The organism is Leifsonia sp. AK011 (assembly GCF_013410945.1).
Lineage (GTDB): Bacteria > Actinomycetota > Actinomycetes > Actinomycetales > Microbacteriaceae > Rhodoglobus.
Window position 1 is genome coordinate 2,014,738 of sequence record NZ_JACCCH010000001.1, and the last position, 12,221, is coordinate 2,026,958.

The window sequence follows — 12,221 nt, forward strand, 5'->3', positions numbered from 1 at the left end:
ATCGGCGGGTGGCAGCCAGATGGTTCAGGATTTCGTTCGCACGCAGCGCCTTCCTCCGCGTGCTCGAGAGTCGTGGTGTTGCGCTCGACACCCTCACCGTCGTGAAGGGTGTTCGCGCAATGCACGAGTTCGTCTCAGAGCACCGACCGCAGCACGCTGACCTCGACGAGCTCGTGTGCCGGTGGGGTCCGGCCGGTGAGGCGTGGGAATTCGCCGTCATTCGGAGGATGCAGCGGCACGGGAATCCCGTGTCCGAGCTGACTCTCACCTTCGGATACACCGCGACCTCCGACCGCAGCGCAACCGGTGAGGTCGCCGTGTCGACGATGCAGCAGATCCGCGCACTCGACGGCTACGGCGCGACGCGCGGGGCGCGACCTCGGTACCGCCGCCTCGATCAGTCCTGAAGGCGGATGCCGGAGGCCTGCAGTTCGATCGCGGCGAGTTTGCGCATTACCGTCTCGTCTCCCCTTCGCCACGCCGCCATGGCGTCCTCGTCGATCGCGGAGAGGGTGGACAGCTTCTGGGTGGCCAGCGCACGCAGTGCCAGCAGATCGATACCGGCGCCCGCGCGAACCATCGCGCTTGCACGACTCGCCCGCCGGATGAATCGAACCCGCGGAATGAGCCAGAGCACGAGGATCATCGCGATGGGCAGCACGGCGATCCCGATCCCGAGCGTCGTCGCTAGCTGGTTGATCGCGTCCTGTTGGCCCTGGCCGGCCGTCTCGAGAGCACCGCCCGCGCCCGACGCACCATCGAAAGGAACGCGGATGCCGGGACCGATGAGCGGGATCGAGCCGAGGTTCTCCCCCACCTCCGACATGGTCTCGCGGAAGCCAGCTCCGGCGTTCTCCATATCCCTGCCGAACTGGGCCAGCTGCCCGATCAGCTGGTAGACCGTGACCCCGAGCCACACCCACCCGGCGATCAGGGCGAGAGCGATGACATCGGCAACGATCTGACGGGTCCGGCGGGGCGCGAAGTCGGAATACAGTCTCATGCCCCCATGATCCCGCAGGAGACTCAGGCGGCGCGCACCTTCGCCAGGAAGTACTCGTGGAAACGCGTCTCACCGGTGATCTCGGGATGGAACGCGGTGCCGAGAAGCGGTCCCTGCTCCACAGCGACTATGCGTCCATCGTCGAGGGATGACAGTGTCTCCACGGCGGATCCCACCGACTCCACGATTGGAGCTCTGATGAACACCGCGTGCACTGGCGGCTCTCCCAGCGCGGGAACATCGAGATCCGTCTCGAAAGAATCGAGCTGGGATCCGAAAGCATTGCGCCGCACCACTACGTCCAGCCCGCCGAGCGTCTGCTGGCCTTCTATGCCGTCAACGACGACATCGGCCAGCATGATGAGCCCAGCGCACGTGCCGTAGACCGGAAGGCCACCGTTGATGGCTTCACGCAGGGGCTCTGCGAGCCCGAACAAGCGGCTGAGCTTGTCCATCACGCTGGATTCGCCGCCGGGGATCACGAGGCCCCTCACGGCCGCGAGCTCCTCGGGACGTCGCACCGGAACCGCGTCTGCACCGAGTTCGCCCAACACCGCCAGATGCTCGCGGAAGTCGCCCTGGAGGGCGAGAACGCCGACGGGCGGTTTCTTACCAGCCACGCTCGGCGAGACGGTGCGGTGCGGGCAGATCGGCCACGTTGATGCCGACCATCGCCTCGCCCAGACCGCGGGATGCCTCGGCGATGACCGAGGGGTCGTCGTAGAACGTGGTGGCCTTCACGATCGCGGCAGCACGCTTCGCGGGATCCCCCGACTTGAAGATGCCCGATCCGACGAACACGCCGTCGGCTCCGAGCTGCATCATGAGCGCGGCATCCGCAGGGGTGGCCACTCCGCCAGCCGTGAAGAGGACGACGGGGAGCTTGCCGGTCTCGGCGATCTCGCGGACGAGCTCGTAGGGGGCCTGCAGCTCCTTCGCCGCGACGTACAGTTCGTCCTTGGTCTTGGACTTGAGCGCGTTGATCTCACCCGAGATCGTGCGGATGTGCTTGGTCGCCTCCGACACGTCGCCGGTACCGGCCTCGCCCTTGGAGCGGATCATCGCAGCACCCTCGGTGATGCGACGGAGGGCCTCGCCGAGATTGGTGGCGCCGCACACGAAGGGAACGGAGAACTGCCACTTGTCGATGTGGTTGACGTAATCGGCGGGCGACAGTACCTCGGACTCGTCGATGTAGTCGACCTTGAGGGCCTCGAGCACCTGCGCCTCGACGAAGTGACCGATGCGGGCCTTCGCCATCACGGGAATGGACACGGCCGAGATGATCTGCTCGATGAGGTCCGGGTCGCTCATGCGTGCGACGCCGCCCTGGGAGCGGATGTCCGCCGGCACTCGCTCGAGAGCCATGACGGCAACGGCACCGGCATCCTCGGCGATCTTCGCCTGGTCGGCGGTCACGACGTCCATGATCACACCGCCCTTGAGCATCTCTGCGAGCCCTCGCTTGACGCGAGTGGTGCCCAGGTGGTCGGTTTCAGTGCTGTTCGTGCCCATGATCCTTGATTCTACGTTGCGTGGTGGAGCGGATTGACTGGATGCGCGGCTCGAGGCTACGCCTCGGCGGGCCAGGCCTCCGCGAGCTCGGCCCGCACCTCGCCGAGGAGGCGGGGTACGGCCTTGGTGCCGGCGATGATCGGGAAGAAGTTGGAGTCGAGGGCCCACCTCGGCACGATGTGCTGGTGCAGGTGCTCCGCGACACCAGCACCCGCGATCCTGCCCTGGTTCATGCCGATGTTGAAGCCGTGGCATTGCGCAGTCTCAGTGAGCACGCGCATCGCGACCTGAGTCAGGCTACCGATCTCCGCGACCTCCTCGGGTGTCGCCTCGTCATACGTTGCAACATGCCGGTAGGGACAGACAAGCACGTGGCCGCTGTTGTAGGGGTACAGGTTCAGCAGCACGTACGCGTGCACCCCGCGATGGACGATGAGTGCCTGCTCGTCGGGAAGCGTGGGAGCCACACAGAACGGACATCCGTCGGCGCCAGGCTCCTGCTCGGAGTTCGACTTGATGTAGGCGATCCGGTACGGCGTCCAGAGCCGCTGGAAGGCATCCGGCACGGCCGCGAAACTGCTCGCCGGTTCGCCCGGCCCCAGTTCCTCGCCGTCGTAGTCGCGCACGACTACACCTGGGCCTTGGTCGCAATCGCCTCGAGGATACGGTCGACCGCGGCATCCACTGCAATCCCGTTCTCCTGCGATCCATCGCGGAAGCGGAAGCTCACCGATCCGTTTGCCGAGTCCTCGGCACCCGCGATCAGCAGGAACGGCACCTTCTGGAGCGTGTGCGTGCGGATCTTCTTCTGCATGCGGTCGCTGGAGGTATCGAGTTCGGCCCGGACACCGGCATCCTTGAGTCGTCGGATGATCGCGCTCAGGTAGGCCTCGTGCTCCTCCGACACCGGGATGCCAACGACCTGAACGGGCGAGAGCCAGACCGGGAATGCCCCCGCGTAATGCTCGAGGAGGATCGCGAAGAAGCGCTCGATCGAGCCGAGCAGTGCGCGGTGGATCATGATCGGCTGCTGGCGCGTGCCATCTGCCGCCGTGTACTCGAGCTCGAAGAGCTCCGGCTGGTTGAAGTCGAGCTGGACCGTGGACAGCTGCCAGGTGCGACCGATCGCGTCGCGCGCCTGAACAGAGATCTTCGGGCCGTAGAACGCTGCACCACCGGGGTCCGCGACGAGTTCAAGACCGGAATCGATCGCAACCTCGCGGAGCGTTTCGGTCGCCTCCTCCCACTGCTCGTCCGTGCCCACCGACTTGTCGGGGTCGCGCGTTGAGAGCTCGAGATAGAAGTCGGTCAATCCGTAACCGCGGAGGGTCTCGAACACGAAATCGAGCTGGCTCGCGATCTCGGTCTTCACCTGGTCCTGGGTCACGTAGATGTGCGCGTCGTCCTGGGTGAGACCGCGCACGCGGGTGAGGCCCTGGAGGGTTCCGCTCTTCTCGTAGCGGTAGACGGTGCCGAACTCGGCGAGCCTGAGGGGCAATTCGCGATAGCTGCGGCCGCGTGCCCGATAGATGAGGTTGTGCATCGGGCAGTTCATGGGCTTGAGGTAGTAGTCCTGACCCTGCCGCGTGATGTTGCCCTCGGCATCCACCTCCTCGTCGAGGTGCATAGGAGGGAACATCCCCTCGCGATACCAGTTCAGGTGCTGGCTGGTCTCGAAGAGGTGCTTCTTCGTGATGTGGGGGGTGTTGACGAGTTCGTAGTCGTGGGAGCGGAGGCGCTCGCGCATGTAGTTCTCGATCTCGGCGCGGATGATTCCGCCCTTGGGGTGGAAAACCGCGAGACCCGAGCCGATCTCCTCGGGGAACGAGAACAGATCGAGCTCCGCACCGAGCTTGCGGTGGTCGCGCTTGGCCGCCTCGGCCTGGCGCTCCTGATACGCGCGCAGCTCATCCTTGGTCGGCCAGGCCGTGCCGTAGATGCGCTGGAGCTGCTTGTTCTTTTCCGAACCGCGCCAGTAGGCCGCAGCATTGCGGAGGAGCGCCCAGCCGTTGCCGATCATGCGAGTGTTCGGCAGGTGCGGTCCCCGGCAGAGGTCCTTCCAGTAGACCTCGCCGGTCTTGCCGTCAACGTTGTCGTAGATCGTGAGCTCACTGCCGCCGATCTCTACAGACTCACCGTCTTCGAACTGGGCGGTGCCGGTCTCCTTGCCCTTGAGTCCGATGAGTTCGAGCTTGTACGGCTCACCCGCGAGCTCTGCGCGCGCCTCATCCTCGGTGACGACTCGACGCTGGAACCGCTGGCCCTGGCGGATAATTCGATCCATCGCCTTGTCGATGGCCTTCAGGTCCTCGGGCGTGAAGGGCTCCTCCACGTCGAAGTCGTAGTAGAAGCCGTCCTCGACCGGCGGACCGATCCCGAGCTTGGCCTCGGGGTTGATTGTCTGCACCGCCTGCGCCATCACGTGCGCCGCGGAGTGACGAAGGATGTTGAGGCCATCGGGCGAATCGATTGTCACCGGCTCCACGGTGTCAGTCTCGGCCGTGACGGCAGCGAGATCCTTCAACTCACCGTTGACGCGCATGGCGACGACGGAGCGGTCAGAGAACAGGTCGAATCCGGTCTTACTCACCCCACAACTTTAGTGGCGTCCGGATGCCTACTTTGCGCGAGATGGATTACCGTAAGGAACGCTAGTCGACCCGCTTCGCCAGTCTGCGATAGCTGGCCTCCCGTCGCACACGAGCCACGACGAGCGCAACGATGAGCGCGGCGATCGCGACGCCGACGGCAGCGACAAACACCGGCCACAACCACGAGGTCTCGGCTGGGACGAACTCGCGCGCGTCGGCCTCCCCTCCCGCGTCCACTGGCGCTTCGGACGGAATGGGCGAGGAACTGATGGGTGTGGGAGTTGCCACGACCGACGGAGTGGACGCGGGGGTAACTGGGTCAGAGGGCGGCTGCGCAGCACTCTCGGTGACGGGCTCAGGTGGCGCATCCCGGCCGCACGGGTCCGGACCGTAGATCTCGGGATGGTCACAGGGATCCAAGTGCTCGGTCACCGCGCCAGCTACCACCCAGGAGAAACCGCCCAGGCTATAGGCGGGCTGGGTCGGGGTTTCGTCCGTCGTGATGACGACGGAGTATTCGCCGTTGGGCAACTCAGGGATCGTGTATGTCAGTGAGACGAATTGGCTGCTCACCTCGAGCCCGAGTATCTCCGTGCCACCCGGCTGCAAACGAGCATGGTAGGTGGCGAAAGAACCAGGGATCGCGTGGTTCGCCAGCCCGTATCGCGCCTCGACGACGGTGCCTGGCGGGAGACGAATTCCGAATGCACGCGAAATGTCTTCACCGGTTGTCTTGTTGACGACCGAATGCCAGACGAGCGGAATCGTCTCCGGAGTGGACGCCGAGGCGGCCATTCCGGCGCCAAGACTGAGAAGGAAACCGACGGCCAACGTCACGACATAGCGGAACATCGCTCGACTTTAGGGTCGTGCGGTGACTCCGGGGTGAACGCCGTCGTACCGACGCACTGCCACACGCTCAACGCGGAGTGACGCTACTGCGCCTCGCCCTTGCTCCGAAGCAGTTCGCCCAGCCGCTCCTCGGTGGCGCCCTCGACATCGAAACGCTTCTGGCGGCTCGTCGGCCCCGATACGAGCTCCACTGCCGAGCGCCGCACGCCGAAGGCCTGAGCCAGGGCCGCTGCGACGGCGCTGGTGGCGCGCCCGTCCACCGCAGGCTCGGAGACTCGTACGATGAGCGCGCCGTCGTAGTCGCCACCAACCCCGGGGCGGCGGGAACCAGGATGCACGTGGACTGTGACTCGCACGGGCATCCCTTCGACTACGCAAAAAGCCCCGGTGAACCGGGGCCTTCGCTGTGGTGTGGTGGGCGATACTGGGATCGAACCAGTTTCCACGAAACTGAAAGCTGACCGGATTTCTGCGGTCCTGCCTTATTTCTACTGGATTTCTACAATACATGCTAGCGTCACTGTTACCCACCCGTGGACACGAGTGGACAAGAGATATTGCACGATATTGCACGGAAGGCAGTGGGATCGAATGCCGAAGAGACAAACTCGCAAGCGTCGCGAGTCGTTCGGCGCGCTCCGCTTGCTCCCCTCGGGCCGTCACCAAGCCTCATACGTTGGGCCGGATGGCGTGCGCTACACGGCCCCTCAGACGTTCGACAACATGACCGACGCGCGCGGGTGGCTGTCCATGCAACAGGCCGCGATCGTCAAGGGCGATTGGTCACCGACTCTCGCCCGTCGCCAGGGTGAGGCGAAAAAGTCACGGGCTGGCACATTCACCGAGTACGCCGAACAGTGGATGCTCACCCGCACGAACCGCCACGGGGAGGGGCTGCGGGACCGCACCCGCGTCGAGTACCAACGTCTACTGAACGGCCCCCTGTCGTCGTTCGACGGGCTCAGGCTAAACGCGATCACACCGGAAATGGTGCGCGAGTGGTACTCAGTACAGGTCGCCTCCGGACGTCTCACACAAGCGGCACGCGCCTACGGGTTATTGAAATCGGTCCTCGCAACCGCGCTCGAGGACGGGCGCATACCCACGAACCCGTGCCTAGTACGTGGTGCCCAGAATGCGAGCACCGGGCGCAAGGTCGAACCTCCCACGTCGGCAGAGTTGGCCGTGCTGGTGGAGGCGATCACCGACCGTTACAAGGCCGCCGTGATCATCTCCGCGTGGGGTGGCCTGAGGTTTGGTGAGCTGACTGAGCTACGCCGCAAGGATCTGGCCGTGACGGATGACACCGTTATCGTCAACGTCACTCGCGCGGTCACACACACAACGGGGCTGGGCTTTGTCGTCGGCAAGACCAAGAGCGCTGCGGGGGTGCGTTCGGTCATGCTCCCCCCGCACGTCTCCGAGGCTGTCACGCGGCATCTGGCCGACCACGTGGACGACTCCCCCGACGCCCTACTCTTTCCGGCATCTGACGGGGTTACCCATCTGGCCGCGTCCACGTTCGCAAAGCACTTCTACCCGGCACGGGAGCGCGCTGGACGGCCTGATATGCCGTTCCACGCTCTACGCCACTACGGGGCTACGAAATTCGCGCAGACGGGCGCAACCTTGCGAGAGATCCAGGAGCGGATTGGACACTCCACGGTGGCCGCTGCAATGCGATACCAGCATTCCGCTGGACGAGATACCGAGCTTGCTAGGCGCATGAGCGACCTAGCCGAGTGAGTCACGCCGGAAAGGAACATCGTGAAGGGGAACTTGAGCGAGACAACGATGACAGCGGAGGACTGCGCGGCCTTCGCCGTGTGGGAGGCCGAGATGCGTGCAGTCGGCTGTGCCGAGCGCACGATCAAAGAAAGAAGGATCAACTTCCGCAGCCTCGGTCGATTTCTTGGGAAGCCGGTACTCGAGGCAACGCGATCTGAGCTTGTTGCGTGGCTCGGCAGACCAGATCTGTCGCCGAAGACCCGACAGAACTACAAATCATTCCTCCACACTTTCTTCACATTGATGCAGGACGAAGGTCTCCGTCTGGACAACCCCGGGGCACGACTTCCGCGCGGAAAATCACCGCGCATCGAGGCGAACCCCTTCTCCACGAGCGAAGTCCAAGCTCTCCTTGATTCAGGCATCTATGGACGCACGCGCATGATGGTCATGCTGGCGGCGTATCAGGGATTCCGTGCAGTGGAGATCGCAGCGACCTCGGGCGCAAATATCGACTGGGAGCGCGGATTGATCCTCACAGTGGAAGCGAAAGGCGGTTCGGAAGTGTGGAGGCCCTTGCACCCGGCAGTGGCCACATACGCAAAATCGGATCGCCCCAAGTTCCCGGTTGATTCGTACTGGTTTCCTGGTATCGGACCCAACCGCGGGGGTCATATCAACGCGAAGTCCGTCTCGAACACCCTCTCCCAAGCGATATCGCGGGCCGGGATAGCGCACCGTCCCCACCAGCTTCGAGCTTGGTTCGCTACGGAGCTGCTTGAGTCTGGCGCGGACATGCTGACCATTCAGCATGCAATGCGTCATGCCAGTCCGGCTACCCTTCGCCACTACATACGCCCCTCGCTCGGGAACATGACCGATTCGATGAACCGGCTCCCAACGTTACGGCTGAGATGAGCCGGGTACGCCAGATTGTGCGTACGCCTAGTTCTACTCGCACTAGAACAACCGCCCCGGCATCACTTCCCACGATGCCGGGGCGTTGTCCGCACTTAGGGGGACAGACGCGAGTACGACATTCGACACGCACGGACAGGGCTTGACTCTCGAAGTCATCTACGACTAAACTGCACACCGTCGGAGAGAAAACCGAATGCTGAGTGACCAGAGCTTCACATGCCAGTGGCAGATGCCCGGATGGGCTGAAAAGTGGGCCGAGCGAACTTAAACGTGGCGAACAGGCAATGTCAGTGACAACCTGAGGGCGAGACGCTAGAGCCGGGCAACAACAGATTCCAGATGAATCTGCTGTGTGCTCGGTTTTCGTGTTTTACGGGAGTCTCGCCCATGTCCACCACCCTCCCCCGCAAGGGGACAATTGCTGAGACCGCAGAGTATTACTCGGTCAGCACCAAAACGGTTCGCCGCTGGATCGCGGCTGGACTTATCCAGGCCGAGCGTGTCGGGCCTCATCTCATCCGTGTCGATATCGACAGCATGCAGACCACGCCTTTGCAGCCAGCAAAGGCTGGTGCGTTCGCGTGATCCACGCTGAGATTCCCCTACCCGTACTCGCGGCATCCGCTGACGCGCTCGCACGTCTCGAGGCCGTCAACCGAAAAGACGCCGCAGCCATACGCGCCCACCTGCACAAGCAGGTTCTTGCCCTCGAACTCGCGTACAACCAGGGCGGACTAGATGCAGTCGCAGAAGTCCGCCGAGTTCTGCGAGGTGGTTCCGTTTGAGCCTCACAAATGGAAACGCCACCGCTGGTAACGGTGGCGCAAATGTCCAGGTTGCTGACGCTCGGAACAAGCCTCAGTCTACCGCAATAGCCACCCTCCCGGGAGGTCAGACCGTCGATCTGTCGAGTATCGGCCAAGGGTCCGACAGTCCCCGCTACGAGGTTTTTCTACACGGGTACATGCACGGTCGCGAATCCCTCACACCCGACCTCGAACGGGTGCGCTGGGAACGTGACCTCTGGTTCTTCTGCTACACGAACGGCAAGACGCCGGCCGATTTCATGAGGGCGCACACGGATGCACTCTGGGCGGGGGGTGTCGCATGACGCGCACACTTCTGACCACCCCGCTTACGTCCGTTTCAACACGTCGCCAGCACTGGGCGTATTCGGATCTTGTGCCGATCGGTGTACCCACGATCCTCGCTGGCCGTGGGGGTATCGGTAAGTCCACGATCCTCGCATGGCTGGCATCCGGTCTCACCCGTGGAACGTTCCCCGGTGACTTCCAGGGGCGCCCTGTGAGCGTCGGTTTCATCTCCGGTGAGGATGACCTAGCAACCACCCTGAAACCGCGCCTACAGGCGGCAGGGGCCAACCTCGAGCTGATCCAAAGTTTCTCCACCGTCGAAGTGGTGAACGAGGACGGCACGACGTGGCACAGCCTCCCGACGATTGCCGAAGACCTCCGAATCCTGAAAGAGCAACTGCGGGAGTGGGGCACACGGGTACTGATCATTGATCCCATCGTGAGCCTCATGTCGGGCGACTCGATCAAATCCTCCGATGTGCGGAAGAACCTAGACCCCATCGCCGCGCTGGCCGCTGAGCTCGATATCGCACCAATCATGGTGATGCACTTCGGCAAGGGTGCGGGCAACGCGTCAGACAAGGTTTCAGGGTCACACGCGTTCCGTGACATCGCCAGGAGCGTTCTGTTGCTCGCTGTGGACGAAGAGACAGACCAGCGCATTCTGTCGGTGGACAAATCGAACTACGGCCTTAGAAACCCGTCTCTGGCTTTCGAGGTTGTCTCCGCCGATGTGCCCACCGATGACGGCGATATCTCCGTGGTCGGTAGGGCGCACCTGATCGGTGAAACGAACCTCACGGTGCATGAGCTTGTGAGCCGTGCGGAAGCGGTCGGCCAGCTCGGGGATCTTTCGACCGAGATTCTGGCCTACGTCAACAAGGCTGAGGGTGAAGTTACCGTTCGGGAGATTTCCGACGAGTTGGACATTCCCCAGAGTCAGGCGCGAACGTACCTCGGTCGATTGACTCGCTCGGAGCGGATTACTCGCACCGGTCGCGGACGATACACCCGTGTGTCGTTACCAATAGGTATATCGAGTGTATCGAGTGTGTTGTCTAACTACCCGAACGATACACACGGTACAGACAACACGGATTTACGTAACGAGACACCCTGTGTCGTTTGCGGGAACCCCTGCACCTTGGAAGACCCAGAGCACGGGTATGTACACCCCAACTGTGTCCCGGTGGGGGTGGCCTCATGACGCATCCAGACCTCGGTGTCCGCTGTGATCGGCACGTAGGCGAAGTGTTCCCGCCCCGCTGTACGGCGTGCGAAATCCTCGCCGCTGAATGGCGCTCGCTCAACACGAGAACGGTGCTCTACTCCCCCACCGAGGAATGCAGCCTGCACCCCGGCTACCCCCTACCCCTCCCACCACATGGGCCGGAATGCGACCTATGCCAACGCCTCACAGAGAGCAGCCACAAATGACCCGACCACTAGACCACGACGAGATCCGAATGATTCTGAACGCCGAGACCAACCCCGAGCAGATGACCGCCCAGCAGGTCGTGGACCGGGCATACGGCGCAGACATTCGCACCGCTTACGGCACTTCCCCCATGACCCCCGAAACCGCTGGAAAGGCAAACCGATGAACATTCCAAGCAGCACACCCCACGACCTCCGGCCCGACACCCTCAACGAGTGGATGACCGAACTCGACAACCTCGGGGCAAACACAGACGCCCTCGAAACGGTACGGGCCTACCTTGCCCGCCGAGACCGAATGCTCGCATTCTTCACGAAGCTCACCCGCGACCGGACACTAGTAGCAGTCCCCCAGGCGACCGCAGCTAACTACCTCGCCGGAACCGATCTGGACTTCACCGCCGCAACAAAATACGCGGTCGAAGCGGCCCAGCTCAGCGCATCCAGCGAATACGTGGACGACGCCCTCTCGACGTTCCGCCTTGCCGCACAGCGCGCCGGAGAGCAGGCATGGAACGCACTAAGGGCACGCGGAGATAAGAACCTCGAAATGCTCCGCCCCGTCTACGACGATCACACAACCGTCATTGCTCAGACGTGGGTACAGATCGCACCGGGAACCCTCACTCTCGAGCAGGCAACACGCAACGGGCAGGAACCCCTCTGGCTGGACATTGAGCAGCGCGCCACCCAGGTCGAGACCATCCGCAAACTCATAGGTATCTGGCTCGCTGACGGCATCCTCAACAACAAGGGAATGCCAGCCCGAAAGCTCGACACCTACAACCTGTCCGCATTCCTGTACGAAGACCCCGCCGCTGTGACTCTCGCAACAGCAGCAGTCAGCGGCACGGTACCTCGCATCGGTAGAGCCTGCACAGCGGGACGCCCCACCCTCCGCACACTCACCGAGGTAATGGACAACCCCACTACCCCACCGACGGGCGACGAGTACCAGGCAGCCGGGGACACCAACCACCGCAAAGACCAGACCGCGCTGGCTCAACACCGACGCATCGCACACACGGAAGCCCGACGCACACCCGTCTGGTAACCCCACAAGCCCCTGTGGTGCGTGCT

15 protein-coding genes are annotated in these 12,221 nt (G+C 63.3%); 8 read left to right on the forward strand and 7 right to left on the reverse strand.

Annotated features, from left to right (window positions below; all coding sequences use genetic code 11):
* Window positions 1-8: 8 nt before the first annotated feature.
* Window positions 9-407, forward strand: a complete 399-nt coding sequence (locus HDC94_RS09820; protein ID WP_179497112.1) for a hypothetical protein — start codon at window positions 9-11, stop codon at window positions 405-407.
* On the opposite strand, the gene HDC94_RS09825 is transcribed toward HDC94_RS09820, so the two are convergent.
* The 7 genes from HDC94_RS09825 to HDC94_RS09855 all read right to left on the reverse strand — a co-directional run bounded on the left by HDC94_RS09825 (window position 398) and on the right by HDC94_RS09855 (window position 6,317).
* Window positions 398-1,003 (reverse strand): hypothetical protein, encoded by a 606-nt coding sequence (locus HDC94_RS09825; RefSeq protein ID WP_179497114.1) that lies wholly within the window; start codon window positions 1,001-1,003, stop codon window positions 398-400. The two genes, HDC94_RS09820 and HDC94_RS09825, sit on opposite strands and share 10 nt — an antisense overlap.
* A 23-nt stretch (window positions 1,004-1,026) precedes the next feature.
* Window positions 1,027-1,623: a pyridoxal 5'-phosphate synthase glutaminase subunit PdxT gene (pdxT, locus tag HDC94_RS09830; protein WP_179497116.1), complete on the reverse strand. Its 597-nt coding sequence runs from the start codon at window positions 1,621-1,623 to the stop codon at window positions 1,027-1,029.
* Window positions 1,613-2,518 carry a pyridoxal 5'-phosphate synthase lyase subunit PdxS gene (gene pdxS, locus HDC94_RS09835; RefSeq protein WP_179497118.1) on the reverse strand — a complete coding sequence of 302 codons (906 nt, stop codon included), beginning with the start codon at window positions 2,516-2,518 and terminating at the stop codon, window positions 1,613-1,615. The genes pdxT and pdxS overlap by 11 nt, the downstream gene beginning before the upstream one ends.
* Window positions 2,519-2,574: 56 nt before the next feature.
* Window positions 2,575-3,144, reverse strand: coding sequence for an HIT domain-containing protein (locus HDC94_RS09840; protein ID WP_179497120.1), 570 nt, complete (start codon window positions 3,142-3,144; stop codon window positions 2,575-2,577).
* Between the two features lie 2 nt (window positions 3,145-3,146).
* Window positions 3,147-5,060: a threonine--tRNA ligase gene (thrS, locus tag HDC94_RS09845; protein WP_218870896.1), complete on the reverse strand. Its 1,914-nt coding sequence runs from the start codon at window positions 5,058-5,060 to the stop codon at window positions 3,147-3,149.
* Window positions 5,061-5,169: 109 nt separating this feature from the next.
* Window positions 5,170-5,961: a hypothetical protein gene (locus HDC94_RS09850; RefSeq protein WP_179497123.1), complete on the reverse strand. Its 792-nt coding sequence runs from the start codon at window positions 5,959-5,961 to the stop codon at window positions 5,170-5,172.
* A gap of 83 nt (window positions 5,962-6,044) precedes the next feature.
* Window positions 6,045-6,317 carry a DUF167 domain-containing protein gene (locus HDC94_RS09855; RefSeq protein WP_308495691.1) on the reverse strand — a complete coding sequence of 91 codons (273 nt, stop codon included), beginning with the start codon at window positions 6,315-6,317 and terminating at the stop codon, window positions 6,045-6,047.
* Window positions 6,318-6,684: 367 nt separating this feature from the next.
* On the opposite strand from HDC94_RS09855, the gene xerC reads away from it, so the two are divergent.
* The 7 genes from xerC to HDC94_RS09890 all read left to right on the forward strand — a co-directional run bounded on the left by xerC (window position 6,685) and on the right by HDC94_RS09890 (window position 12,195).
* Entirely contained in the window at window positions 6,685-7,707 is a 1,023-nt protein-coding gene (xerC, locus tag HDC94_RS09860) for a tyrosine recombinase XerC (RefSeq protein ID WP_179497126.1), read from the forward strand.
* Between the two features lie 33 nt (window positions 7,708-7,740).
* Window positions 7,741-8,607, forward strand: coding sequence for a site-specific integrase (locus HDC94_RS09865; protein ID WP_179497128.1), 867 nt, complete (start codon window positions 7,741-7,743; stop codon window positions 8,605-8,607).
* Window positions 8,608-8,997: 390 nt separating this feature from the next.
* On the forward strand, window positions 8,998-9,195 hold the full coding sequence (locus HDC94_RS09870) for a helix-turn-helix domain-containing protein (protein ID WP_179497130.1): 198 nt from the start codon (window positions 8,998-9,000) through the stop codon (window positions 9,193-9,195).
* A complete protein-coding gene (locus HDC94_RS09875) occupies window positions 9,192-9,395 on the forward strand; it encodes a hypothetical protein (RefSeq protein ID WP_179497132.1) in 204 nt (67 codons plus the stop codon). The genes HDC94_RS09870 and HDC94_RS09875 overlap by 4 nt, the downstream gene beginning before the upstream one ends.
* Window positions 9,396-9,574: 179 nt before the next feature.
* A complete protein-coding gene (locus tag HDC94_RS09880; protein WP_179497134.1) occupies window positions 9,575-9,721 on the forward strand; it encodes a hypothetical protein in 147 nt (48 codons plus the stop codon).
* Window positions 9,718-10,911 (forward strand): AAA family ATPase, encoded by a 1,194-nt coding sequence (locus HDC94_RS09885; RefSeq protein ID WP_179497136.1) that lies wholly within the window; start codon window positions 9,718-9,720, stop codon window positions 10,909-10,911. The genes HDC94_RS09880 and HDC94_RS09885 overlap by 4 nt, the downstream gene beginning before the upstream one ends.
* Before the next feature lie 393 nt (window positions 10,912-11,304).
* On the forward strand, window positions 11,305-12,195 hold the full coding sequence (locus HDC94_RS09890) for a hypothetical protein (RefSeq protein ID WP_179497138.1): 891 nt from the start codon (window positions 11,305-11,307) through the stop codon (window positions 12,193-12,195).
* Window positions 12,196-12,221: the final 26 nt, after the last annotated feature.

Coding starts and splice junctions, on each gene's coding strand:
- HDC94_RS09825 (WP_179497114.1), bottom strand. CDS start 1,003: ATGAGACTGTATTCCGACTTCGCGCCCCGCCGGACCCGTCAGATCGTT.
- pdxS (WP_179497118.1), bottom strand. CDS start 2,518: ATGGGCACGAACAGCACTGAAACCGACCACCTGGGCACCACTCGCGTC.
- thrS (WP_218870896.1), bottom strand. CDS start 5,060: ATGCGCGTCAACGGTGAGTTGAAGGATCTCGCTGCCGTCACGGCCGAG.
- HDC94_RS09850 (WP_179497123.1), bottom strand. CDS start 5,961: ATGTTCCGCTATGTCGTGACGTTGGCCGTCGGTTTCCTTCTCAGTCTT.
- xerC (WP_179497126.1), top strand. CDS start 6,685: ATGACCGACGCGCGCGGGTGGCTGTCCATGCAACAGGCCGCGATCGTC.
- HDC94_RS09870 (WP_179497130.1), top strand. CDS start 8,998: ATGTCCACCACCCTCCCCCGCAAGGGGACAATTGCTGAGACCGCAGAG.
- HDC94_RS09880 (WP_179497134.1), top strand. CDS start 9,575: ATGCACGGTCGCGAATCCCTCACACCCGACCTCGAACGGGTGCGCTGG.
- HDC94_RS09885 (WP_179497136.1), top strand. CDS start 9,718: ATGACGCGCACACTTCTGACCACCCCGCTTACGTCCGTTTCAACACGT.
- HDC94_RS09890 (WP_179497138.1), top strand. CDS start 11,305: ATGAACATTCCAAGCAGCACACCCCACGACCTCCGGCCCGACACCCTC.